Source organism: Arthrobacter sp. TMN-49 (assembly GCF_054511095.1).
The window spans coordinates 32,571-56,117 of record NZ_JBTNDH010000022.1 but is presented as its reverse complement, the minus strand read 5'-3'; the positions used below and the strand labels follow the sequence as shown (position 1 = coordinate 56,117).

The following is a 23,547-nucleotide window of genomic DNA, read 5'->3' as shown; positions in this document are numbered from 1 at the left end:
GTACCACCGCCGCGAAGTCGCCCACCAGCTGACGCTCCCCACACCTTCCCCACACACGCTGCCCAATCTCGTCCTCCCCAGCCACTCCCACCACTCGCAAGCTCACGGCGTGACCCTCGCGGCTGGAGGCCCCCGGCCAAGGAACCCTCGGGCGCGAGGGCCCATCCACGCCCGCTCACCTGGTGAGGGGGCGTTTGCGTTTAGCGGGGTGTGACGCCCAGGTTCAACCCGGATAGGCCGCGGGGTCGCACGAACAGCTGCTGAGCAATGCCCAACAAGGCCTGCGCCGCCGGAGAATCAGGATCGGTCAAGACGATGGGCATGCCCACGTCGCCGCCCTCACGCAGCGCCACGTCCAGCGGGATCTGGCCCAGCAACTCAACGCTGGCGTTCACGCTCTGGCTCAGACGCTTGGCGAGGATCTGCCCGCCGCCGGAACCAAACAGCTCCATGGTGCTGCCGTCGGGCAACGTCAAAAACGACATGTTCTCAATAACCCCGGCCACTTTCTGGCCCGTCTGCACGGCGATGGCGCCAGCCCGCTCGGCCACATCCGCCGCAGCCGCCTGCGGCGTTGTCACCACCAGGATCTCGGCCTTGGGCAGCAGCTGGGCCACTGAGATTGCCACATCACCGGTGCCCGGGGGAAGGTCCAGCAGCAGCACGTCCAGATCACCAAAGTAAACATCGCCCAGAAACTGCTCCAACGCCCTGTGCAACATGGGCCCGCGCCAGGCGACGGGCTGGTTGCCGGCCACAAACATGCCGATGGAAATGACTTTCACGCCATGGGCCACAGGCGGCAGGATCATCTCATCCACCCGGGTGGGGGACTGGGTGATCCCCATCAAACCGGGCACGGAGAAACCGTAAATATCGGCGTCCACAATGCCTACTCGCAGCCCCTTGGCCGCGAGGGCACACGCCACATTCACTGTGATCGAGGACTTGCCCACCCCGCCCTTACCGCTGGCCACGGCATAAATGCGGGTCAGCGACGTTTCGGCGTTGAAGGGTATGCCACGTTCGGGATTGCTGCCCTTGAGCTTTTCCTTGAGCTCCGCACGCTGCTCGGCCGTCATGACTGTCAGCTCCACGGAGACTGCGCTGACGCCGTCGAGGCGCGCCAAAGCCTCCGTGGCGTCCCGGATGATGGTTTCGCGCAGCGGGCAGCCTGCCACCGTGAGCCGGACGACGGCGCGAACCTGGCCGCCGTCGAACGCCTCCACCGACTCGACCATACCCAGCTCCGTGATGGGCCGGCGCAGCTCTGGGTCAATGACCGAGGCGAGCGCGGCTAACAGGTCGGGGTGGGACGGGGTCTTCATGCTGGGGTGGCCTTAGGAGTTGGTGGTGCGCTTGGGCGTGACTGTTTTGATAGCGTTGGTGGCCGGATTGCGCTGACCGGTCCGGGGCTCCTTGGCGTCGTCGTCATCCTGAAGAGAAATGAGGTCCTCCAGGAGGCTGCGCAACTCGGAGCGGACAAAGTCGCGGGTGGCGACTTCGCGCAGGGAAATGCGCAGTGCTGCAACCTCCCGGGTCAGGTATTCGGTGTCGGCAAGGTTGCGTTCGTTGCGGGATCGGTCCTGTTCAATCTGGACCCTGTCCCTGTCATCCTGACGGTTCTGGGCCAAGAGGATCAGGGGTGCCGCGTAGGACGCCTGGGTGGAGAAGAACAAGTTGAGCAGGATGAAAGGGTACGGGTCCCACTGCAGGCCGAACAGGCCAATTACATTGATGGCAATCCAGACAATGACAAAGACTGTCATGTACAGCAGGAAGTTGGCCGTGCCCATGTAGCGGGCGAAGCGTTCAGCGAAGCGGCCGAAGAAGTCCGGATCGCCGGTCAGATTGGGTAGGAGCCGGGATTTCAGTTCCATAGGGGTGTCGAGGCCGCCACCCTTGGCGTGATGCCGTTCAGCCAATGCGTCCTCCTAGTTTCCGGGCGGGTGCGCCGTCGTCGTGGTTGCGCCAGTCCTCTGGCAAGAGATGGTCAAGTAGGTCATCCACTGTCACAGCGCCCACCAAGCGGCCTTCCTTGCTGACAACGGGGAGTGAGTTCAAATTGTAGGAGGCCATGATGTGGCTGACCACGCTGATGTCATCCTGATCGGAGGCCGGCTCCAAATTCTTATCCACGATGGTGCCCAGTTGTTCCGGGGGAGCGCTGCGGAGCAACTGTTGGATGTGAACGACTCCCAGGAAACGGCCTGTGGGGGTTTCCAAGGGGGGCCGGCAGATAAAGATTGCTGAGGCTAAGGCGGGGGACAGGTCTTCACTGCGGACGTGGGCCAGCGCCTCAGCCACCGTGGCTTCGGGCGGAAGAATCACAGGAACGGTGGTCATGAGCGCGCCTGCTGTGCCTTCGGCGTATTGGAGCAGGCGGCGAACGTCCTTGGCCTCGTCCGGTTCCATGAGCAGCAACAACTCTTCGGCTTTGGCCTGGGGGAGGTCTGCCAGGAGGTCGGCGGCGTCGTCGGGATCCATTTCCTCGAGCACATCAGCTGCGCGTTCATTGTCCAACGCGGAGAGCAGGGTTACCTGGTCATCTTCGGGAAGCTCGGACATGATGTCCGCCAAACGCTCATCCTGCAGCTCGCTGGCGACTTCCACCCGGCGTTTGTCGCTCATCTCTTGGAGGGCGTCGGCAAAGTCGGCCGGTTTGAGGTCCTCGTGGGTGGCAACAAAGAACGTGGCACTTTGCGGTTCAGCGGCGTCATCTGTGTGTGCCTCTGACCAGTCGATCAGCATGGTGTGGCCGCGGCGAAGCCCACGCAGCCGTGAGGTGGAGGAACCCCTGCGCACAAAAAGCTTCGTCACCAGCCAGTCGCCGTTGCGTTGCTTGTCCATGGCGATATCTTCAATGACGGCGAAACCGGAGCCGTCGGCAAGGGTCACCTTGCGGTCAAAAATGCCGCCGACAACGAGTTGCTCGGCGCCGCGCTGTTCAAAACGGCGCAGATTGACCAGACCCGTACAAATGATCTGTGACTGATCCATGGAGGTCAGGCGGGTCATGGGCACAAAGACGCGCTTCTTGCCCGGTACTTCCACCACAATGCCCACCGCGTGCGGGGCTGTTTGTTGACTCCCGCCCAGCACCACCACATCGCGCAATTTTCCGAGTCTGTCCCCGAGGGGGTCGAAGACGTCCAGGCCCAGGAGTCGGGCGACAAAGATGCGCGTAGGTTGAGTGCTCACAGATACAGGTTACTTCCCCTGCCTAGTATTGACCCAAACTTTGCCGGGGCAGCCAATGCCGGCACCGCCGTTTTGGGCGTTGCAACGTGGGGTTGCCATGAATTATTCATTTCACTGCCAGCGATACTCCAGCCAACGTGCAGGAATATGGTGAACAATGGTGAGTATGGCAAACCTCTTTGGACGTACTACACCCATGGACGAGGCTCGTATTGTCCCTACGGGAGAAACAATCGGTTCCTACACTTCATACCTGGATGCGCAGAAGGCGGTTGACTACCTGGCAGATGAGAAATTCCCTGTCCGGCATGTTTCCATTGTGGGCAACGAGCTGAAGATGGTGGAGCGTGTCACGGGCAAGCTCAGCTACCCGCGAGTGGCCCTCACAGGTGCCATGACGGGAGCCTGGTTTGGCTTGTTCATTGGCGTCATGCTTTCCTTCTTCGACTCCAGCAGCAACGCCGGCGCGCCCTACATCAACGTCTTTACAGCAGTGCTGATGGGTGCCGCCTTCTGGATGTTGTTTGCGATCATCGGTTACGCGGCCCAGCGAGGCAAGCGCGACTTTACCTCCACCAATCAGGTGCTGGCCTCCAGCTACGACGTCATTGTCACACCGGACGTCGCCATGGAGGCGCGCCGCTTGTTGGCCCAGCTGCCCATGAACTCCAGCGCCCCGCGCCCTGTTCAGGGCCAAGGCTTCCAGGGCCAGGGGCAGGGATACCGCCCGCCGGTGCAGCCGCCCAGCTCCGCCGGAGCGTCACCCGCACGCCCGGATGGTTGGCACGACCCCTATGGTGCTCCGGCTGATGCCAGCGACGCCGCTCAGGGCGAGGACAGCCCCGAACGCCCCGGTCAGGCACCTTTGGGCGGGCCACGCCGCGGCGAGTTCCCGGATCTGCCCGACGGCCGCCCGCAGTACGGCATTCGGGTGAACACCCCGCAGCCCGCGCCGGCTTCTGAGCCTTCCCCCGCGAAGCCACAGGACGGCCCGGCAGAGTAGCCCCCTTTTGCAACTAATACGCAAATAGAATTTGCAGGTTTCACTGGCGCGACGGAGTCGCCCGAAAGCTGACCCGCAGAAAACGCCGAAAAACGCGTTAGAAACGCGTATTTTCGGCGTTTTCTGCGGGTCAGTTGCTTAACTAGTCCCGGTGTATCTTGGCCGGGGCTTACACCCGGATTCGGTCTTGGTGGCAGCGCGTTTCCCGGAAACGGCCGCGACAATGGGGTCAATCGACACCATTCATGGCGCGGGGGCCGCTGTGGACATTCGCCCCTGGTGCGCCACCATCGGATGACCACAACGGCCCCGTGCTTGGGCCGGTCGCCGCTTGTTCGCCAATATGACGAAGAAACAAGCGCCCACGTAGACTTTCCGCTAAGGAAAACGAATCAACGCGGGAAGCCCCTGAAGCCCTTGTCGCCATCGAGGGGGCAAGGTCAGCTGCGGCCGACAGGCTCGTCACACCGTGGTGGTACCACCTGGTGATGGGTCTCTTGACGTCCGGCCTAGTCTTGGTCATTGCGTTGGCCAGCATTCCTGTCATGGCGGCGGGGCTCGCCATTTACGGTGTGGGCATCGCCATCTTTGTTGGTGCCTACAAATCAAAACCGGTGTATGGGTGTCGGGGCTCAGCAGCGGCAAGGCATCCGGCTGGGCCTATCTATTGATGGCTGTCTATGCCGCTTGTCTGTTGACGGCTCCGGGATTCGGCAGGTTCGGAGTGGTGGACTGGCCAGCCTGGCTGGCGGCCACCGTGGTGATCGGTCGGCGATATGACGATGCCGTCCGTGACAGGCTACGGGCCATGCCGTGACTCCCGGACACAGCGGGATCATTCACGCGCCTAGCAGGCTGCGCCTCTCGCAGTACGTTCGACCAAAAGGAATTGAGGCACCCAAGGGACGTCTTTTGGCTTGCCGATTCGGTGGCCAGCCAACAACGCAAGGTGCTGAGTGAAAGCCAACCCAGGTCCCGCCGTCGTCCGCTTAAACAAGTAACCCGCAGAAAACGGCGAAAAACGCGTCCAAAACGTGTATTTTCGTCGTTTTCTGCGGGCCAGTTGCAGAAGGGGTGGGCTAGCCGGAAAGGCGGGCCATCCACGCTTCGACGTCGTCGGGGGTGCGCGGGAGGCTGGCACTCAAGTTGACGGGGCCGTCGGCCGTGATCAGGATGTCGTCCTCGATGCGCACGCCGTTGCCGCGGTACTCGGCCGGGATGGCCAGGTCCTCGTCCTTGAAGTAGAGGCCGGGCTCAATGGTGAAGACCATGCCCTCGGTGATGACACCATCCAAGTAGAGTTCGGCGCGAGCCTGGGCGCAGTCATGCACGTCCAAGCCGAGGTGGTGGCTGGTGCCGTGCGGCATCCACCGGCGGTGCTGTTGGCCCTCGGGGGAGAGCGCAACCTCGGCGGCAACCGGCAGCAAGCCCCAGGAGGAGAGGCGATCCGCCAGAACGTCCATGGCAGCGTTGTGAACATCGCGGAACTTGCGTCCAGGAATGGCCACGGCAAAGGCTGCATCGGCTGCATCCAGCACGGCCTGGTAGATCTTGCGCTGCATCTCTGAGTACTGCCCATTGACGGGCAGCGTGCGGGTGATATCAGCTGTGTACAGGGATTCTGCCTCGACGCCGGCGTCCACCAGGAGCATCTGGCCCTCGTTGACGGCGCCGGTGTTCCGGTTCCAGTGCAGCACAGTGGCGTTGTTTCCGCCGGCAGCGATGGTGTCATAGCCGAGCTCGTTGCCGTCTTCACGGGCGCGGGCAAAGAACGCACCTTCAACAACGCGCTCGCCACGTTCGTGGGCAACCGCGCGCGGTAGGGCCTTCACAATGTCCTCGAAGCCGGCAATGGTGGCAGCCACGGCCACCTTCATCTGCTCAATCTCCCAGGCGTCCTTGATCAGGCGAAGCTCTGAGAGGGCCTCGGCGAGCTTGCCGTCGAGGGCGTCCAAGGCCCCGAAGTCCATGTTGTCCGGGTCCTTGGCGGTGTTGTAGCGGGCGGTGTCCACCAGTGCGTCAATGTTTTCATCGACCTTGCGCACCAAACGGATGGACGTGCCGCCAACGGAGGGCTCACCCACGTTCTTGGTGATGGCTACTTCAAGCTCGGAAATATCTGCTGTGGCCAGGCCCAACTGTGCCTGGAATTGGGCCAAGGAGGGGCGGGTGCCAATCCAGAATTCGCCGCTGCGGGCGTCAGCGTAAAACGCCTTCGTGTCCCGGCCAGCCATGGGACGGAAGTACAACGTGGCGCGGTGATGGCCGCCGTCGTCCCCGGCACCTTCGGCAACAGGGTCCAGCACCAAAACGGCGTCGGGCTCGTGGTCAACGCCAAGGCCTGTGAGGTGCGCGAAGGTGGAGTGCGGGCGGAAACGGTAGTCGCAGTCGTTGGAGCGGACCTTCAGGGGGCCTGCGGGAATCACCAGGCGCTCCGTCTTGAACTGCTCGGAGATGGCACGACGCCGGCGCGCGGCATGATCTGCCACGGCGGCACGGGCGGGTGCCGCCGTTGAGATGGGCGCCCAGTCGGAGGCCATGAAGGCGCGGAAGGCTTCAGAATCGGGGCGGTGAGAACGGTTAGTCACACGCTCCTCAAGTGGCTGATCGCTGGAAGGGTCGGGGTGCACGGAGGATTGCTCAGTCTGGTTCACCCCCTAAGTCTCTCACCGGCTGCGCGGGGGACAAAGAATTGTGCCCAATATCCGCTCGTGACATAACCGGACGGGAACCCGCCGCAGGGCGGAGGCGGCATACCGCTGGTACCGAACGGACGTAGGCTTGGACTGTGAGGATCGATTTACACGCGCATTCAAATATTTCCGACGGCACCCAGACCCCGGCGGATCTCATGGCGGCCGCTGCACAGGCCCGCCTTGACATCATCGCGCTGACCGACCACGATTCCACCGACGGTTGGGCTCCGGCGCTGGCAGCCGCCCGGCACCAGGGCATCGGATTGATCCCCGGGATGGAAGTTTCGTGTAAGACAAGCCAAGGCGTGAGCGTGCATCTGCTCAGCTATCTGCACGACCCGAACCACCCGGGCCTGCTGGAGGAGATCACCAAGGCCAAGGATGCCCGCCTGACCCGTGCCGAGCGCATGGTGGAACGGCTGGCCGAGGACTACCCGCTGAATTGGGATGACGTGAGCGCCCATGTGGCCCCCGGGGCAACCATTGGCCGTCCGCACATTGCCGACGCCCTAGTCGCCGCCGGCATTGTGGCGGACAGGAACGAGGCTTTTGCCAGCATTCTCACTTCCCATTCGCGGTACTTTGTCACCCACTACGCCCCCGACCCTGTCACGGCTGTGGAACTTGTCCGTGCTGCTGGTGGAGTGCCCGTGTTTGCGCACCCCGTGGCCAGCGCCCGCGGCCGGGTGGTGGCGCCAAAAATCTTCCATGACATGATCGACGCCGGACTTCTGGGTTTGGAGGTGGAGCACCGGGACAATCCTCCCGAGGGTCGGGCGTGGCTGCGAAAACTGGCGCAGCAAACAAGTCTCTTCACGACAGGGTCCTCCGACTATCACGGCACAGGCAAACCCAATCTGCTGGGCGAGAACCTGACGGAGCCGGCAGCGCTGGAGCGCATCCTGGCGGCGGGGACCGGATCGCAGCCGTTCCTGCCGCATAGCTGACCCAAACAAAACTGACCCGCAGAAAACGCCGAAAATCACGTGAAAAACGTGTATTTTCGGCGTTTTCTGCGGGTCAGTTGGCTTGGCCTGGCTCGAGAGCCCGGGAGGTGTTACTCCCCGGACTCCGGCTTGGCCACTACTTCACCGTTGCGGCGGCGTGTGCGGCTGCGGGTGTTGCGCTGACGCGGGGCGCTGGCCTCGCCGTCAACAACTGCTGCACCCTCGGCCGCTGGCGAATCAGACGTAGCCGAGGAGGAGGGACGACGGCGGCCGCGGCCTGCGTCGCGCCTCTCACCTGCGTTGTTGGCACCAGTGCTGTTGGAGTCATCACGGCGCTTCTCGCCATGGCGGGTTCCTGTCTGGTTGCCGCCGCGGTTTCCACCACGGTTGGCATCAGTCTTGGGGGAATTGCGCTTGCCTGTCTCGCCAAGATCCTCCAGAACCTCGGCATCGATGCCGGCATGCGTGCGCTTGTTGCGCGGCAGGCGGCCCTTGGTGCCGACGGGAATGTCAAGATCGCTGTATAGGTGAGGTGAGGAGGAGTATGTCTCTACCGGCTCGGGAACGCTCAGGCCCAGGGCCTTGTTGATGAGCGCCCACCGGGGCATGTCATCCCAGTCAACGAAGGTCACAGCGGTGCCCTTGTTGCCGGCGCGGCCCGTGCGGCCAACACGGTGCAGGTAAATCTTCTCGTCTTCAACGCACTGGTAGTTGACCACGTGTGTGACGTCGTCAACGTCGATGCCACGGGCGGCAACGTCGGTGGCGACCAGAACATCAACCTTGTTATTGCGGAAGGCGCGCAGGGCCTGCTCGCGGGCACCCTGGCCCAGGTCGCCGTGGATCGCTGCAGCGGCGAATCCGCGGTCAACCAGTTCCTCGGCAACCTTGGCAGCCGTGCGCTTGGTCTTGGTGAAGATGATGCTGCGGCCGCGGTCCTTGGCCTGCAAGATCCGGGCCAAAACCTCAATCTTGTCCATGTTGTGGGCACGGTAGATGAGCTGGCGGATGTCGCGCTTGGTCAGGCCCTCATCGTCGGGGTCAGCGGCACGGATGTGCGTGGGCTGAGTCATGTAGCGCCGGGCCATGGCAACAACGGGGCCAGGCATGGTGGCCGAGAACAGCAAAGTTTGGCGAACCGGGGGAGTGCCGGCAATCAACGTCTCAACGTCGGGCAGGAAGCCCAGATCGAGCATTTCATCGGCCTCATCGAGGATCACGATGCGAACGTGTTTAAGGTTCAGGTGGCGCTGCTTGAGCAGGTCGATCAAACGGCCGGGTGTGCCAACAATGAGTTCAACACCCTTTTGCAGCGCCTCAACCTGGGGTTCGTAGGCGCGGCCGCCGTAAATGGTGGCGATGCGGATGCCGCGGTGCTTGGAGGCAACAGTGAGGTCACCGGCGACCTGAACAGCAAGTTCACGGGTGGGCACAATAACCATGGCCTGCGGGGCGCCGGGCGCTGGCAGTTTGGCAAACGCCTCATCCTTGGGGCTGACAATGCGGTTCAGCGCCGGTATGCCGAAGCCCAGGGTTTTACCCGTTCCCGTCTTGGCCTGGCCGATGATGTCGTGGCCCGTCATCGCGATGGGCAGCGTCATGGCCTGGATGGGGAAGGGGTGGATGATGCCGGCCTCAGTCAACGAGGAAACAATCTCATGGTGAACACCAAAGCTGGCGAACGTTTCCTTCTCTTCCTTGTGCGGGGGCTCATGGGTGACAAGGGAACCGTCAATTTCAACGATCTCGCTGCTGTCTTCTGCCTGTAAGAGGGAGTCTGCTTCAATGCTCAAATGCTTACCGTTCAATTCGTCTATACAAGGTGCCGCCTACAGGGCTCAACGCGGGCGCGGGAGGCCTCACGGAACCGCAGGACAGCGGCACAACCTTAGGGAAGCCGATCGCGGGCTAACAAAAACGTGCCCTCCTGCCGTCAGAAATGACGGGTACGGGAGGAACTGAAAAGACGCGCGTAGGGGCGGGTTTGTTGAATCAAAAACTATCAATCAACGACCGGGCATCCATGTCTACCCTCATAGTCTAGCCGCACACCCTAAATTTGCGCGGATTGCACAAACTTCACACTCCGTTTGGCAATATCCACCGCAGTCAGCTTCACACGCACCACGGTGCCGGCTTCCAGATCGCCGTCGCAGTACCCCGTCACGGCCGGCATGGAAATCTGGATGAAGCTGCGGGCAGCGGCTGCCTTGGAGTTGTGCCCGTTCTTCTTGGGCCCTGCCAGGACGACGGCGTCAAACTCGCCTCCCACACGGTGGCTGAGCAGGGCGGCCTCAATAGTGTCGATGGCTGCCTTGTCCACTTTGTTGGCTAGCTGATTGGATGCCGCCATGATCTCCGGCAATTGCCCCAAGGCGTCGGCGGCCCAGTCCGGGACCTGTTCCTTGGCGCACAAGGCAGCGCAGATGGCCAACACGAACCTGTCCACCAGGCGGCGCAACGGGGCGGTGGTGTGGGCGTAGGGGGCTGCAACTGCGGCCTGCATGACCTCCGCCGGAACGCTCCCGTTAAAGGGTGTGTAGCTGGCTCCCCTGAATAGCGTGCTGGCGGCGTGCATCAACGCCAAATGCTTAGGGTCGGCGGTGTTCAAGGTGCGCAAGTACGCCCCGTAGGCCGTATCGGTGCCCCATGGATGGCCCAGGGCCACGGTCTGCAGGCGGTAAGCGGCAATGGCGTCGGCGTCGGGGGCGGGCATGGTGCGCAGAATGCCCACCTTCCCCTCAATCATCACTTGGGCAGCTGCCATCCCCGTCAGCAGGGATATTTGCGCATTCCAGTCCTCAATGGGCAGATTGGGGCGGAACGCCAAAACGTAGTGGCCGTCCACGAACTCCACCTCTTGGGCCGGCACATTGAGGCTGGCACCGCCGCGGGCCCGTTCCAAATCGATGCGCTTGGTCCCAATCTCAGCCAACAGCGCCAAGGAGTCCGCATAAGCGGCTGGTGCGTTCCCGGCGTCGTACATCTTTTGCGCCTCCTCATAGCCAAGCTTGGCAACACTACGGACAGTAGCCCGGCGGACCAGGGCCGAGGTCTGGGTGCCGTCGGCGGAGAGGTGAATCTCCCAGACGTAGGCGGACCGGGGATCGTTGGCAAAAAGACTGGCGGCACCCTCACTCAGGGACATTGGGTGCAGGGGAATGCGCTGGCCGGGCGTGTAGAAGGTCTGGCCGCGGCGGCGCGTCTCGGAATCCAGCGGACCGCCAGCCGGAACAAAGGACGGGACGTCGGCAATGGCGTAGTGCACCACATAACCGTCGCCGCTACGCTCAAGGAACATGGCCTGGTCCAGGTCCAAGGAGGTGGGCGGATCGATGGTGATGAAGGGCAGGGTAGTCAAATCAGGGGCGGGCAGTTCATGGCCGGCGATGACTGCTTCAACCTCGGCCAGCACCTCCGGGGAAAATCCGTCCGGCAGCTTGAACTCGGTGCTCAAGGCAGCCAAAGCCTGGGCAAGGGACTGTTGCGCGGCGCTGCGGCTGACGCCAATGTGAGTGTACGGCACGGTTTCAGCGTAAACGATTCGCTGCCAGGAACAAGTGTGGCGCGGCACGCACTACCCTAGAGCGTATGAGTATTCCAGTTTCCGACGCCGATGATTCCGTTTCCGCAGGCGAACTGAGAGCCCGCTACGACACTTTTGTTGTGGATCTGCTGGGCAGTATTGCGTACGGTGAGCTGTCGGCGTTTGAGCGTTTGGCGATCGACGCGCGGCATTCGCCGTCGCTGCGCGACAGGGCAGTGCTGGGCAAAATGTCCGTGGCCGAATTTGGCCACTATGAGGCCGTGTGTGCCCGGCTCAACGCCATGGGGATGGATCCGGAACTGGCCATGGCGCCGTTTGTGCTCATGGTGGATTCCTTCCACGAACGCACCCGGCCAGCTGACTGGCACGAATCACTCATGAAGGCGTATGTGGTGGAGACCATCACGGAGGAGTTCTACGGTGCCATTGCCGAGCACCTCGATGACGCCACCAGGGCTGTGATTGCCCAGGTGCGCACCAGCGATGAGCAGATTGAAACGTTGACGTCCCTGCTGAAAAACATGCTGGCCGAAGACCCCCGGCTTTCCTCACGCCTGGCCCTGTGGGGGCGGCGGATGGTGGGGGAGGCCCTGACCCAGGTGCAACGGATTGGCGCCAAACACAGCTTCTTGGTGGGCTTGCGCCCCGACGCCACCCAGGAAGACGCAGCGGCTGAGGTGCAAACCATTTTGAGCACTTTGACGCGCAACCATTCCAAACGCATGAGCAAGCTCGGGCTCACGGCTTAGGCTGCTGGGCACGTTGCCTTCAAGGGCGGGTTCACCGCTGAGCCTGACCGGCTGTTCCCGAATCCATGACCCGGCGGCAAGTACGCTGGCAAGGTGATCTCGCCCCGTTCCGTACGTAGCGAAATAGTGCCGACGACCGATCAAAACGATCAAGGGCATTGGATAAGTGAGTCTTGGAGATGATCGAAAGACGCGCGCTGACCCCGGTTAGTTACGTCATCCTCCGCAGGGGTGACAAGGTTTTGCTGCAACTGCGCCAGGGAACCGGGTACATGGATGGTCATTGGTCCACAGCCGCAGCTGGCCACGTTGAGGCCGACGAATCGGTGTGCGACGCAGCATGCCGAGAAGCCCGAGAGGAACTCGGCGTCGTCATTGCCGCGACAGATCTGGTTGCCTTCACCACCATGCACCGCTTCCACCACGCTTCGACTGAAGTGGCTGGACGCGTAGATTTCTTCTTTACGTGCGAGGTCTGGGACGGCAACCCGAAGACCATGGAGCATGACAAGTCAGCCGGCTTAGCGTGGTTCGACCTTGACGGACTTCCCGAGGCACTCGTTCCCCATGAGCGATTCATCCTAGAAAATCTTAGAACCGGGCTGCCGCCCATCGTTAGTTTTGGCTTTTCCACCCTCTAAACCGGGGGCTAGTGCCGAACCGAACAACGCCGACGGACGGCGCACTCCACTGCATGTCGCGCGAAAGCCGGTGGTCCGCAACGGGGACCGTGGGCTCGCTCATAGGGTCACCTTGTCAGCTGATGGTGTTCGAAGGAAGATGGCGATGGTCGCTGCGGCCAGCACGCAGAGCAACGCGTTGATGCCGATGGCTGTCGTCACACCACCGAGCACACCGGTAGCACCGGTATCGCCCAAGGCGTTCATGCGCGCACTGACAATGACGGACATGATGGGGATGCCGAGGGTGATGCCGACTTGTTGGCTCATGGTCACCAAACCCGTCGCTAGGCCCTGTTCCCCGTCTGGCAGTCCCGAGGTTGAGGTGACCACATACCCGACAATGGCGACGAGGTTGGCTATGCCACCGATGAACGTGGCAACCAGCAACAGGACGATCCAGCGGGAGTCCTGACCGAGGAGCACGAGTGGGGCCGTCGCCGCCGCCTGGACAATCAAGCCGGCGATGATCGTGCGCTTCGAGCCGAGTATGCCGATGACCTTGGGTCCGATGATGCCCCCAAGCACGGTTCCGATCCCGAGGACGGCGAAGGAGAGGCCGGCGGCGAGAGGCGAGTAGCCGAGTACTTTCTGCAGGTACAAGGTCAACAGAAACACCAAGGACGTTTCGGTGGCGAATGCGAGGAGTCCGGCAATATTGCCCCATGCCACGGAGCTGCGTTTCAGGATGGCAACCGGGACCAAGGGATGTGCCACACGCTTTTCAACGTTCCAAAAGACGAAGAGGAGGACGGTGCTGGCCAGGATCGAGCCGAACGCCAGCGGGTTCCCCCACCCGGTCTCTCCGGCGGTCGTCAGGCCGTAGACGAGTGCCAGGAGTCCCAGGGTTACGCTCACAGCACCTGCGAAGTCCAGCTTGGGGCGGTCAGTGGGCCGGCTCTCGGCAAGAACGAACGGGGCGATCACCAGGACCACGATGGCGACAATGACGTTGATGTAGAACGCCCACCGCCAGCTCAACAGGTCGGTCAGAGCCCCGCCAAGGATCGCGCCTGTGGTGAACCCGGCGGCCATCAACGCCCCGTTCAGTCCAAGCGCCCTGTTCCGCGCCGGGCCCTCGGGGAAGGAAGTTGTCAGCAGTGACAGTGCCGCCGGGACGACCATGGCTGTCGCCAGTCCCTGGGCGATCCGGGCCATGATCAAAAGTACCGGTTCCTGGGCTAGGCCGCCGGCGAGGGAGGAGACACCGAGCAGTGCCATGCCCAGCAGGAAGAGCCGCCGGCGACCAAAAAGGTCTGCGATGCGTCCGAAAAAGAGGGTGAATCCGGCCGCGCACAGGGCAAAGGACGTCGCGATCCATTGCAGATGGCTGATGCTAAATCCGACGTCGGCGCCGATGGTGGGCAGGGCGACGTTCAGGATCGAGAAGTCCACGGCCAGGGTGAAGCTGGCCGTGAGTAGGACCAGAAGTACAAGGCGCTGCCGTCCCGTCAGGCCGGTCTGAGCTGGTGATGGATCTGGGTGGAGGTTGTGGTCAGCAGTCTGAGCAGCGGTGGACATGCCCATCCCTTCAGTAAGAGAGCAACAATGAATGTGTCCGGGAACCCGGCACGTAACAACACTGTGGCCATGTGCGGGCATGAACCAGACCCGCTTCATCGCACCCCCACGCCGCCTAGCACTGTCAGGGACAGGCAGCCCCGCCCCGGACAAAGGACAATGGGGATATGGAAGAAACCAACGCTCCAGAGACACTCGGCGAGTTTCTTCGCGCCCGGCGGTCACAACTCACCCCTGAAAACGCCGGCGTCGTCTCCTACGGTGCCCGCCGGGTTCCGGGTCTGCGGCGTGAGGAACTGGCCCAGCTGGCAGGTGTTTCAGCCACCTACTACACGCGATTGGAGCAGGGTCAATCAACGAACGCGTCTGAATCGGTGATCGATTCAATTGCCCAGGCCCTTAGCCTCAACGATGATGAACGAGCCCATCTGCACGCACTAGCTCGGCCCGCGAAGAGTAGGCGCCGCGCCCCCAGCAAACCCGACCAGGCTACGCCGGGGACCATCCGGCTGCTGAATGCCATGAGCAATGTTCCGGCCGTGATCATGGGGCGTAGGAATGAGGTTTTGGCGTGGAACCGCCTCGGGCATGCGCTGCTGGCCGGGCACACCAACTTTTCTGCACCCACCCGGGCCGTCGACCGCCCTAATTTGACCCGCATGCTGTTCCTAGACCCCCACACGAAAGATCTGTACCGGAATTGGCGTGAGGAGGCGTCCTTGGCCGTGGCATCGTTGCGGTTCACCGCCGCCCAACACCAGGACGACGGCGAGCTGACGCAACTCATCGGGGAACTCACCCTCAAGAGTCCCGACTTCGCTGCCCTGTGGGCCAAGCACCCCGTGCAACGGTGCATTAGCGGCGTTAAACGCTTCAGTCACCCCGAGGTGGGTGACTTCGAGCTGAGTTTCGAGGTACTCCATCTTCCGGGGGTGAACGGGCAACGGATGATCACGCACATGGCCGAACCAGATACGGCCAATGCCGCCGCACTGGAGCTACTCACCGCCACCACTTCCATGACCACAACTCTCGTTCAATGGCCGATCAGCGAGAACCACATCATCTGAAAGCGCCGCGCGACGCCGCCTCCGTCACCCGCGTAGGCCAACAGATAGTACCCCCGAGCAATCGGGATGGCGTGAAGACGAGGCGCCTTGCGCGCCACCGGACAGCGTCTGTCCCGAACCTTGACCAACACGGGGACCAGAAATCTTATGACTGGCCGTCCGGACTGCAGTTGGAGGCCTCTGGACTGGCCATCGCCAGCAGGCAAGCGAGGCGAGCACCCTGCAATAGCTGGCACTGCCCGCCCGTTGCCTGCCCACGGTGGTGCGGCTTCGGGAGTCCGGCATTTCATGCGGTTTGCGTCAATCACAAGCTCAACCGGCCAATCGATACCGTTAGTGCATGAATATGCCTCAGACGATCCGTAAAGGAATGACGAAGAGGTTGCATCAGCGGTTCCATGAACCATGGAACAAGACGATTAGGACCTGGCCCGGCAGTTGCCTGTGCTGCGCAACCAGCCACGCAGCCTGATACGGTGGTACGCTTAAAACTCGAATCTTTGTACTAGGCGGTGATGGCGTGTTTGGTATGGATCTAGGTTCCTCCAAAGCACCCAACACCGATCCGACGGGGTTCGCCTCACCTGCCCGTGACTACTTCCACGGCGGGATCGATCTCAACAGACACTTGATCAGGGATAGAACCTGCACCTTCATCATGCGCGTTTCCGGCGACTCCATGGTGGGTGCCGGCATTGCCGACGGTGACGAAATCATTGTGGACAGGTCGCTCACCCCGCGTGACGGTTCGGTGGTGGTTGCGGTGGTGGACGGCGAGCTGTTGATCCGCCGGCTCTCCATGCACGACGGCGTGACCTCCCTGGTGGCGCAGCCCGCCGACGCGCAGTCCCCGGCAGCTGGTGCGCCCACAGCATTGGTGGGGGAGCTGACTGTCTGGGGTGTCGTCACCCGGTGCCTGCACCATGTCTAGGTGCTCCGTGACTAACAACCGCATCGCCCTGGTGGACGTCAACAACTTTTATGTCTCCTGTGAACGGGTCTTCGACCCGAGGCTGGAAGGCCGCCCCGTCGTCGTCCTTTCCAACAATGACGGCTGCGTGGTGGCGCGTTCTGCGGAAGCCAAGGCGTTGGGGATTGCCACCGGCGTCCCGTGGTTCCAGCTGCAAGCCCAGGCCAAGGCGTGGGGCCTCGTGGCGCGCTCGAGCAACTATGAACTGTATGGGGATTTGAGTGCCCGGGTCATGGAAATTGTGGGCCGCTTTGGCACCTGGCAGGAGGTGTACTCCATCGATGAATCGTTCATTGGCCTGGTCGGCGATTCGGGCCAGCTACACGCCACGGGCAATGAGATCCGGGCGGCAGTCATGCGCCACGTGGGTGTTCCAGTCTGTGTTGGTGTGGCCGCCACCAAAACGTTGGCGAAGTTTGCCAACAGGATCGCCAAGCAAAACCAGGCACTGGCCGGTGTTTGCGCCCTGGACACAATGCCGGAAGGACACGTTGCCGGCATCCAGGCCCGGGTGCCGGCCTCGGGGCTGTGGGGTGTTGGCGGTAAGACGGCCAGTCGCCTGAAAATGATGGGGATTGAGAGCATCGCCGACCTCAAGACAGCTGACCCGGCACTGATCCGCAAGAAGTTTTCCGTGGTCTTGCAGCGCACCGTCATGGAACTGAACGGCACCGAATGCATTCCCCACACCGAGGAACGTGTGGACAAGCAGCAAATCATGTTTTCCCGCAGCTTCTCCACCCCCGTCACCACTGTTGCGGGCATGGAGGAGGTCATGGCCGTCTATGCCCAACGCGGTGCTGCCCGCCTGAACCAGGAAGGGCTGCGCGCCTCAACCATGACGGTCACGGCCGGAACCAGTCGTTTTGCCGGCGGCGAGGGCAGCTTCCCGGCCGTCACCATCCGGTTCATGACGCCCACCCAGGACCCGATCGTGCTGATCCGCGCGGCCGTGGCAGCCATTGGCCAAAGTACAGTCCCCGGGGCGTCGTACCTGCGGGCAGGTGTCATGTTCAACGGACTCGAACCGGCCGCCGGGACAGGCATGCTCGATGTTTTTGGCCCCGCAGCGGAGCACGCCGATGTGGGCGATGTGCTGGGGGAGGTGCGCAACAAGTTCGGCAGTACGGCCATTGGCATTGGAGTGGGCGGCTTGGCTCAGGCCCCGCAGTGGTCGATGAAACGCGAGCACTCATCCCCGCGCTACACCACCGAGTGGAAGGAACTGCCGGTGGTGCGGGCCTAACAGGTCCACACCGGCACCGCCGTTAGACTCGTGCCCATGATCTCCCTGAAAACCCCCAAGTCCCGGCGCCTTGCGCTGTTCATCGCCGCAACCGACGTAGCCGTTCTTGGGCTGGCGCTACATTTCTTGGTTCCAGGGGACATTGCCTCCCTGATCACCGACGCCCTGTTCACGGTGCTCGTGTATCTGTTGCTGGCGCTCATCCTTCCTCAGGCTCAACGCCACTGGTTGGCGTTGAGTGCCTTCGCCATCAGCGCCGGCATCGAGATTGCCCAGTTGACGGGTGTTCCCGCGCAACTGGCACAGAGCTTCCCGCCGGCGCGCCTGGTCTTTGGCACCACCTTCTCGGCGCCGGACCTGGTGGCCTACGCCGTGGGCGCCGTGGCTGTTTACTACGCCGACAAGGTACTCTCGCGGCGCGGGCGCACGTGGCTTGCAGCACAAAAGGAAATAGCTGCGCCTCGGGACAGGTTCCACCAGTAAGGAGGCAAAAATGCTGGACGTGGTGGTTATAGGTGCAGGCCAGGCAGGACTCTCGGCGGCATACTATTTGGCGCGGCACGGGCTCCGGCCAGAGACCGATTTTGTGGTCCTGGACGCGAACCTCGCACCCGGAGGGGCGTGGCTGCATCGTTGGCCGTCGCTGACGCTCGGCGCGGCCCACGCCGTCCACGACCTCCCCGGCATGAAGCTTCCCCCTGCCGATCCGAACGAGCCGGCCTCGACCGTGGTGGGACGCTACTACAGCAATTACGAAAAGACGTTCTCGCTGCCTCTTCGCAGGCCCGTGAAGGTCCATGCCGTGCGTTCGCTGACCATGAACGACGACGGCGTCCCCACCGAGGAAGGCACGGCGCCCCTGACTGTGGAGACTGATGTGGGAGTGTTCATGACCAGGCTGGTTATCAACGCCACGGGCACCTGGGACAAGCCCCACTGGCCGCACTACCCGGGGGTGGATTCGTTCACCGGGCGCCAGCTCCACACCCACGATTTCACCTCAGTGGCCGAGTTTGCCGGGCAGAGAGTATTGGTGGTGGGCGGGGGGACCTCGGCGGTGCAATTCCTGTTGCAACTCGCTGATGCGGGCATCCAAACGGCCTGGTCCACGCGCCGACCGCCCGAATTCACCACCCGCGAGTTCAACCCAGATTGGGGCAGGGACGTGGAAGCCCGCGTCAACGCCCGCACCGCTGCCGGGCTGCCACCGTTGAGTGTTGTGGGTGTGACGGGACTGCCCCTGACCGAGCAATACCGAAACGGCATTGCCGCAGGGACTCTTGTTTCACGCGGACCACTGCAACGGCTGACCCCCGACGGGGCAGTCTTTGCGGACGGCACAACCTTTGCCGCCGACGCCATCTTGTGGGCAACAGGATTCCGCGCAGCCATGGACCACCTGGTGCCGTTGAAGCTGCGTGAACCGGGCGGCGGAATTGTCCTGGACGGGGTGAAAGTGTCCCGCGAACCGCGGCTGCTGATGGTGGGTTACGGCGCCTCCGCCTCAACGCTGGGCGCCAACCGCGCAGGCCGTGCCGCTGCGCTGGCCGCCCTTGAGCGGCTCAACGTCCCAGCCGGAGTGTGAACAAGAAGCCGGGACGAGTGTCGGTGCCCAGACGCTCCCGGGTGAGCTGCGGCGTCGTACACCTCAAAAAGTGGTGTACGTGAGAGCGGCCACGGCAGGAAATATCCGGGCGTGGTTGGGGGTTGGCGTTAGAGACCACTTCGAAAGGCAACACCCATGACGCTTCCCTTATCCATCCTTGATCTGGCCTATGTTGGCCAGGACGGCATCGCCGCCAGCCTGCGCGCCTCCGTGGATTTGGCGCAACACGCCGAAAAGTGGGGGTACACGCGGATTTGGTATGCCGAGCACCACAACATGCCCTCGATCGCCTCCTCCGCCACGAGCGTCCTGATTGCGCACGTCGCCGCCCACACCTCAACCATTCGGCTCGGCGCCGGGGGCATCATGCTGCCCAACCATTCGCCTCTCCAGATTGCCGAGCAGTTTGGCACGCTCGAGACGCTGCACCCGGGACGCATTGACCTTGGGCTGGGACGCGCACCGGGCAGCGACCAAAACACCATGCGTGCGCTGCGCCGGGACCCGGCAGCGGCTGACACGTTCCCGTCCGATGTGCAGGAATTGCAAGCCTATTTTGAGGGCCAAAGCCGCATTTCTGGGGTGAACGCGTACCCGGGCAAGGACACTGCCGTACCGCTGTACATTTTGGGCTCATCACTCTTTGGGGCACGATTGGCCGCCGCCCTGGGGCTACCGTATTCTTTCGCCTCGCACTTCGCCCCGCAGGCCCTTGAGGACGCCGTACGGATCTACCGTCGCGAGTTCAAGCCCTCGGCGGCCCTGGCTGAACCCCACGTGATTGCCGGCGTCAACGCCATCGTCGCAGACACACAGGAAGCAGCGGATGCGCTGTTGTTGAAGGCCCGACGGCGTACCGTGGGTGCGCTGGTCGGTGGCGGGCGCACCTTCACAGACCCCGAGGCGGACCTGCTGCTCGAGTCCCCGGCAGGACAGCAAGTGGTGAACATGTTCCGCTACGCGGCGGTGGGCACGCCGTCCGTGGCGCGCGCCTACTTGGACGAGTTCGCCGTGCACGCCGACGCCGACGAACTGATCGTGGCGTCCCAAATCACCGACAAGACGGCCTGGATTCGCAGCTTCGAACTGTTGGCGCAGGCCATGGAACTCCGAACGGCCTAGCTCAGCTCAAGGTCTAGGCACGCTGTGCTGATGGCCGGGGAGCTGTGGCGGGAACGCCTGGATGAGTATTTCCAAGGTGTTAGTGGTCGTAGGCGGTCAGTGAGCGGTGGCTGGAGCGGCCGATTTGATCGTTGTGCCAGATCGCGGCCGTCATCGCCATCAGACGTTGGATAGCCTGTGCGGCAGACCTGACACACCCCTTGGTGGACGGGGTCAACTCCTCACATTTCGGGCTTCGGGGAAAAATGCCATAGTTTGACGGAAATGCCATAGTTTGTACTATGGCATTTCCGTCAAACTATGGCATTTCCGTGCAGGGGGCGGCCGCCGCGGCGAGGAGGTGTTGGATGGCGCTTTCGGCAACGACTGCCGGGTGTTACGTCCACCGTGCTGCTCAAGGTCGTGTTGGCCTTTGAGGGTGTCGTTGATGGACTCGACAATCTACCCAAGGGCCTTGAAGAACCTGTCCCGGGTAGTGTTCTTTCGCGTGGCGCAACCACCGCGCTTCCGAGGTGAAGCCCAGCATCGCCTGCATCCACGCCAGCGTCATCACCTCAGCATCACTGATCCGCGGGCGGATGCCGACTCTGGACACCCTTGCACCCTACGGAGCGGGATGGGCGTGTGGTGCTCCTGCAATTGATGGCTTCCGGCCACGCCCTGGTCGATAGGACATTCCCGCATTTTCTGCTGCGAGATCAGGAGCTGCTGTCAGGATTGACGTCCGGGGAGCGGGCCATCTTGGCGGCCCTGTTGCCCAAGGTGGCCCTGATTCTGGAAGCGCCGCGCTAGGGCCGATCCTGCCACCACTGAGCTGTTGCTTGGGCGGCGGCGTTCAGGCTGCGCCAAGCCCCGGACGCGCAACCGCAATTCCTCGCGGCGGAATCTACCTCAGCTCGGGGAGCCGGGACAGCAGTTCTTGCGCGGCCGCCGTCGGATCTGTGGCCTCAGTAATGGCCCGCACCACCACAATGCGGGTGGCGCCTGCCGCAACCACCTGCTCGACGTTGGAAAGATCCACCCCGCCAATGGCGAACCACGGTTTGGCCGTGCCCAGTGATGCTGCGTGTTCCACCATGGACAGTCCCACGGCGGCCCGGCCAGGCTTTGTGGGGGTGGCCCAGAGGGGACCCACGCAGAAGTAGTCGGTGTCGGCATTGGCAGCGGCGGCGCTAATCTGCGCGGGGTCGTGGCTGGACAGACCCATCGAAACGGAGGCTCCGATCAGGGACCGCGCGGCTGGCAGTGGCAAGTCCTTTTGGCCCACATGGAACACCGGGGCTCCGCTCACCATGGCCAGATCTGCCCTGTCATTGACTGCCCACAACTTGCCACATTCCTCGGCCACGGAACTTAACACACTTAACAACTCCAACTCCTGAGCCGCCTCGAGGGACTTGTCGCGGAGCTGAATAATGTCCACGCCTCCTGCGTAGGAAGCACGCAAGAACTCGGCAAAATCGCCTTGTTCTATCCGCGCATCAGTACACAAATACAGCCGGGACGTGGCAATGCGGGGTGCGGAAAATGCGGGTGTGGTGTCAAGGGTGACACAAGAGCTGCTCATATCTCATAGACTAATGCAGTACCGCGGGAGCCAGGAACGCTGGCTGAGAGGGCGCCGACTGCGCCGACCGAAAGACGCCCCTGTGGGCGTGGAACCTGATCCGGCTCATACCGGCGTAGGGAAGGAGCCCAAAGTGGTGCACACCGTGCCGCGACATATCACCACAGATGTTGCCATCATTGGTGGCGGAATTGTGGGCCTCGGCATTGCCGCCGAAGCCCAGCGCGCTGGCCATACTGTCACTATTATTGACCCGGCACCCGCCAGCGGAGCCACGTTTGCCGCCGCCGGAATGCTGGCGCCGGTGAGTGAGCTGCACTACCAGGAGGATGACCTGCTGGCGCTGACACTGGCCGCATCGGCCAGGTGGCCGGAATTCCTGGCGACTCTGCCAGCGGGCAGTGACACCGGATTCAGCGCAGCCCCAACGCTGGTGGTGGGTGCCGACCCCGCCGACAGGAAGGCGCTGGCAGATCTGCGCGACGTCCAGACGCGGCACGGTTTGAACGTCACAGCCTTGACCATCCGTGAAGCCCGGGCCCGGGAGCCCATGGTGGGCCCGCACATTTCCTGCGCCTACACGGTAGCGGCCGATCACAGCGTTGATCCCAGAGCGCTGGCTGAGGCCCTACGCCGCCAGCTCCTGCATATTGCTGCCGTGAACGGCCGCACCGGTGACGACGACACCTTCGTGGCTCAAGCAGCCGTCCGCCTGATCCACCAAGACCCCAACAACACACTCTCAGCGGTGTCGGGGGTGGCGCTGGCCGACGGCAGGGAGGTTCAAGCCCGGGAGGTCATTGTGGCCAACGCCTTGGGCGCCCCGAAACTTGAGGGGCTCCCGGAAGGGCTGGCGCTTCCCGTCCGCGCAGTCTACGGCGACATCCTTCGGTTGAAGGTTCCACAGCATCTAAGACCACTGACCACAGCCACCATTCGCGGGCTGGTGCGCGGCTTGCCCGTGTACATCGTGCCGCGCGAGGACGGCACGGTGGTGATTGGTGCCAGCAGCAGGGAAGACGGTTCGCCCGGGGTCAGCGCCGGGGGCGTGCACCAACTCTTGCGCGACGCCCAAGTTCTTGTGCCCGCCGTGGCCGAACTGGAGCTGATCGAAACAACCGCCCGCGCCCGGCCGGGAACCCCCGACAACGCACCCCTGCTGGGACGTGTGGCCGGTCCCGACGGGAGGGACATCCAGGGGCTCATCATTGCCACTGGGTTCTTCCGTCACGGCGTGCTGCTCACACCCATGGCGGCACTCATCGTGAGGCAGCTGCTGCGTGGGATCACGGATCTGGCGTGGACACGCTTCCGCCCCGACAGGTTTTCACCCGCCACCAGCCGTGAAAAGACCACTATTCGCAGCGATCAGGAGACAGCATGAGCACCATCCAACTCAACGGCAACGCCCACCCCTACGTTGCTGGCACCACTGTTGCCGAGCTCGTATCCGCCGTGACGGGACGGGTCCTGCTGTCCTCGGGGCAGGCGGCCGACGGCGGACGGCTGGGCGTCGCCGTCGCCCGCAACTCAGACATTGTGCCGCGCAGCCAATGGTCGGCAACCCCGCTGGCGAACAATGATGAGCTGGAGATTGTCACAGCCGTCCAAGGCGGCTAGAG

At 62.9% G+C, this 23,547-nt stretch carries 21 protein-coding genes and 1 pseudogene; 13 read left to right on the top strand and 9 right to left on the bottom strand.

What is annotated here, in order from left to right:
- Nucleotides 1-200 precede the first annotated feature (200 nt).
- Genes ACX80E_RS11570 through ACX80E_RS11560 form a run of 3 tightly spaced genes read right to left on the bottom strand, consistent with a single transcriptional unit; the run spans nucleotide 201 to nucleotide 3,201 of the window.
- Nucleotides 201-1,328, bottom strand: a complete 1,128-nt coding sequence (locus tag ACX80E_RS11570) for an Mrp/NBP35 family ATP-binding protein (RefSeq protein WP_459302102.1) — start codon at nucleotides 1,326-1,328, stop codon at nucleotides 201-203.
- Nucleotides 1,329-1,340: 12 nt separating this feature from the next.
- Nucleotides 1,341-1,925: a DUF1003 domain-containing protein gene (locus ACX80E_RS11565; RefSeq protein ID WP_459302101.1), complete on the bottom strand. Its 585-nt coding sequence runs from the start codon at nucleotides 1,923-1,925 to the stop codon at nucleotides 1,341-1,343.
- Nucleotides 1,918-3,201: a magnesium transporter MgtE N-terminal domain-containing protein gene (locus tag ACX80E_RS11560; RefSeq protein ID WP_459302100.1), complete on the bottom strand. Its 1,284-nt coding sequence runs from the start codon at nucleotides 3,199-3,201 to the stop codon at nucleotides 1,918-1,920. Before ACX80E_RS11560 ends, ACX80E_RS11565 begins: the two co-directional genes overlap by 8 nt.
- 196 nt (nucleotides 3,202-3,397) lie before the next feature.
- Here ACX80E_RS11560 and ACX80E_RS11555 point away from each other — a divergent pair, with 196 nt between their 5' ends.
- Complete coding sequence (locus ACX80E_RS11555; RefSeq protein ID WP_459302099.1) at nucleotides 3,398-4,204, top strand: general stress protein; 807 nt, start codon at nucleotides 3,398-3,400, stop codon at nucleotides 4,202-4,204.
- 1,079 nt (nucleotides 4,205-5,283) lie between these two features.
- Here ACX80E_RS11555 and ACX80E_RS11550 read toward each other — a convergent pair.
- Nucleotides 5,284-6,834, bottom strand: coding sequence for an aminopeptidase P family protein (locus ACX80E_RS11550; protein WP_459302113.1), 1,551 nt, complete (start codon nucleotides 6,832-6,834; stop codon nucleotides 5,284-5,286).
- Nucleotides 6,835-6,992: 158 nt separating this feature from the next.
- Between ACX80E_RS11550 and ACX80E_RS11545 the strand changes: the two genes are divergently transcribed.
- The gene (locus ACX80E_RS11545; RefSeq protein WP_459302098.1) at nucleotides 6,993-7,847 is read left to right on the top strand and encodes a PHP domain-containing protein; all 855 of its coding nucleotides are present in this window, start codon (nucleotides 6,993-6,995) and stop codon (nucleotides 7,845-7,847) included.
- Nucleotides 7,848-7,957: 110 nt separating this feature from the next.
- Here the strand turns inward: ACX80E_RS11545 and ACX80E_RS11540 are convergent, their stop codons facing one another.
- A complete protein-coding gene (locus ACX80E_RS11540; protein ID WP_459302097.1) occupies nucleotides 7,958-9,640 on the bottom strand; it encodes a DEAD/DEAH box helicase in 1,683 nt (560 codons plus the stop codon).
- 260 nt (nucleotides 9,641-9,900) lie between these two features.
- A complete protein-coding gene (locus ACX80E_RS11535; protein ID WP_459302096.1) occupies nucleotides 9,901-11,373 on the bottom strand; it encodes an RNB domain-containing ribonuclease in 1,473 nt (490 codons plus the stop codon).
- Nucleotides 11,374-11,438: 65 nt separating this feature from the next.
- Here ACX80E_RS11535 and ACX80E_RS11530 point away from each other — a divergent pair, with 65 nt between their 5' ends.
- Both ACX80E_RS11530 and ACX80E_RS11525 read left to right on the top strand, forming a co-directional pair.
- Nucleotides 11,439-12,143, top strand: coding sequence for a ferritin-like fold-containing protein (locus ACX80E_RS11530; protein WP_459302095.1), 705 nt, complete (start codon nucleotides 11,439-11,441; stop codon nucleotides 12,141-12,143).
- A 179-nt stretch (nucleotides 12,144-12,322) separates the two neighbouring features.
- Complete coding sequence (locus tag ACX80E_RS11525; protein ID WP_459302093.1) at nucleotides 12,323-12,784, top strand: NUDIX hydrolase; 462 nt, start codon at nucleotides 12,323-12,325, stop codon at nucleotides 12,782-12,784.
- Between the two features lie 99 nt (nucleotides 12,785-12,883).
- On the opposite strand, the gene ACX80E_RS11520 is transcribed toward ACX80E_RS11525, so the two are convergent.
- The gene (locus tag ACX80E_RS11520; protein WP_459302092.1) at nucleotides 12,884-14,344 is read right to left on the bottom strand and encodes an MFS transporter; all 1,461 of its coding nucleotides are present in this window, start codon (nucleotides 14,342-14,344) and stop codon (nucleotides 12,884-12,886) included.
- Between the two features lie 167 nt (nucleotides 14,345-14,511).
- Between ACX80E_RS11520 and ACX80E_RS11515 the strand changes: the two genes are divergently transcribed.
- The 6 genes from ACX80E_RS11515 to ACX80E_RS11490 all read left to right on the top strand — a co-directional run bounded on the left by ACX80E_RS11515 (nucleotide 14,512) and on the right by ACX80E_RS11490 (nucleotide 20,358).
- Entirely contained in the window at nucleotides 14,512-15,414 is a 903-nt protein-coding gene (locus tag ACX80E_RS11515; protein ID WP_459302091.1) for a helix-turn-helix transcriptional regulator, read from the top strand.
- A gap of 529 nt (nucleotides 15,415-15,943) precedes the next feature.
- Entirely contained in the window at nucleotides 15,944-16,345 is a 402-nt protein-coding gene (locus ACX80E_RS11510) for a LexA family protein (protein ID WP_459302090.1), read from the top strand.
- Nucleotides 16,346-16,352: 7 nt separating this feature from the next.
- Nucleotides 16,353-17,630, top strand: a complete 1,278-nt coding sequence (locus ACX80E_RS11505; RefSeq protein WP_459302088.1) for a Y-family DNA polymerase — start codon at nucleotides 16,353-16,355, stop codon at nucleotides 17,628-17,630.
- 36 nt (nucleotides 17,631-17,666) lie between these two features.
- Complete coding sequence (locus tag ACX80E_RS11500) at nucleotides 17,667-18,113, top strand: DUF2809 domain-containing protein (protein ID WP_459302087.1); 447 nt, start codon at nucleotides 17,667-17,669, stop codon at nucleotides 18,111-18,113.
- A gap of 10 nt (nucleotides 18,114-18,123) precedes the next feature.
- Complete coding sequence (locus ACX80E_RS11495) at nucleotides 18,124-19,215, top strand: FAD-dependent oxidoreductase (RefSeq protein ID WP_459302086.1); 1,092 nt, start codon at nucleotides 18,124-18,126, stop codon at nucleotides 19,213-19,215.
- 156 nt (nucleotides 19,216-19,371) lie between these two features.
- A complete protein-coding gene (locus ACX80E_RS11490) occupies nucleotides 19,372-20,358 on the top strand; it encodes an LLM class flavin-dependent oxidoreductase (RefSeq protein WP_459302084.1) in 987 nt (328 codons plus the stop codon).
- Between the two features lie 472 nt (nucleotides 20,359-20,830).
- Here ACX80E_RS11490 and ACX80E_RS11485 read toward each other — a convergent pair.
- A pseudogene (locus ACX80E_RS11485) lies at nucleotides 20,831-20,947 on the bottom strand (IS982 family transposase); the annotation flags it as partial.
- A gap of 35 nt (nucleotides 20,948-20,982) precedes the next feature.
- Here ACX80E_RS11485 and ACX80E_RS11480 point away from each other — a divergent pair.
- Nucleotides 20,983-21,150 carry a hypothetical protein gene (locus ACX80E_RS11480; protein ID WP_459302083.1) on the top strand — a complete coding sequence of 56 codons (168 nt, stop codon included), beginning with the start codon at nucleotides 20,983-20,985 and terminating at the stop codon, nucleotides 21,148-21,150.
- Between the two features lie 94 nt (nucleotides 21,151-21,244).
- Here the strand turns inward: ACX80E_RS11480 and thiE are convergent, their stop codons facing one another.
- Nucleotides 21,245-21,925, bottom strand: a complete 681-nt coding sequence (gene thiE / locus ACX80E_RS11475; protein ID WP_459302082.1) for a thiamine phosphate synthase — start codon at nucleotides 21,923-21,925, stop codon at nucleotides 21,245-21,247.
- A gap of 133 nt (nucleotides 21,926-22,058) precedes the next feature.
- On the opposite strand from thiE, the gene thiO reads away from it, so the two are divergent.
- Both thiO and thiS read left to right on the top strand, forming a co-directional pair.
- Nucleotides 22,059-23,309 (top strand): glycine oxidase ThiO, encoded by a 1,251-nt coding sequence (gene thiO, locus ACX80E_RS11470; protein WP_459302081.1) that lies wholly within the window; start codon nucleotides 22,059-22,061, stop codon nucleotides 23,307-23,309.
- The gene (thiS, locus tag ACX80E_RS11465) at nucleotides 23,306-23,545 is read left to right on the top strand and encodes a sulfur carrier protein ThiS (protein ID WP_459302080.1); all 240 of its coding nucleotides are present in this window, start codon (nucleotides 23,306-23,308) and stop codon (nucleotides 23,543-23,545) included. Before thiO ends, thiS begins: the two co-directional genes overlap by 4 nt.
- The last annotated feature ends 2 nt before the right edge of the window (nucleotides 23,546-23,547 follow it).

Excerpts from the sequence above, each read along its gene's own strand:
- ACX80E_RS11570 (WP_459302102.1), bottom strand. The coding sequence starts at position 1,328 with ATGAAGACCCCGTCCCACCCCGACCTGTTAGCCGCGCTCGCCTCGGTC.
- ACX80E_RS11555 (WP_459302099.1), top strand. The coding sequence starts at position 3,398 with ATGGACGAGGCTCGTATTGTCCCTACGGGAGAAACAATCGGTTCCTAC.
- ACX80E_RS11530 (WP_459302095.1), top strand. The coding sequence starts at position 11,439 with ATGAGTATTCCAGTTTCCGACGCCGATGATTCCGTTTCCGCAGGCGAA.
- ACX80E_RS11525 (WP_459302093.1), top strand. The coding sequence starts at position 12,323 with ATGATCGAAAGACGCGCGCTGACCCCGGTTAGTTACGTCATCCTCCGC.
- ACX80E_RS11520 (WP_459302092.1), bottom strand. The coding sequence starts at position 14,344 with ATGTCCACCGCTGCTCAGACTGCTGACCACAACCTCCACCCAGATCCA.
- ACX80E_RS11515 (WP_459302091.1), top strand. The coding sequence starts at position 14,512 with ATGGAAGAAACCAACGCTCCAGAGACACTCGGCGAGTTTCTTCGCGCC.
- ACX80E_RS11510 (WP_459302090.1), top strand. The coding sequence starts at position 15,944 with ATGGATCTAGGTTCCTCCAAAGCACCCAACACCGATCCGACGGGGTTC.
- ACX80E_RS11500 (WP_459302087.1), top strand. The coding sequence starts at position 17,667 with ATGATCTCCCTGAAAACCCCCAAGTCCCGGCGCCTTGCGCTGTTCATC.
- ACX80E_RS11495 (WP_459302086.1), top strand. The coding sequence starts at position 18,124 with ATGCTGGACGTGGTGGTTATAGGTGCAGGCCAGGCAGGACTCTCGGCG.
- ACX80E_RS11490 (WP_459302084.1), top strand. The coding sequence starts at position 19,372 with ATGACGCTTCCCTTATCCATCCTTGATCTGGCCTATGTTGGCCAGGAC.
- thiE (WP_459302082.1), bottom strand. The coding sequence starts at position 21,925 with ATGAGCAGCTCTTGTGTCACCCTTGACACCACACCCGCATTTTCCGCA.
- thiS (WP_459302080.1), top strand. The coding sequence starts at position 23,306 with ATGAGCACCATCCAACTCAACGGCAACGCCCACCCCTACGTTGCTGGC.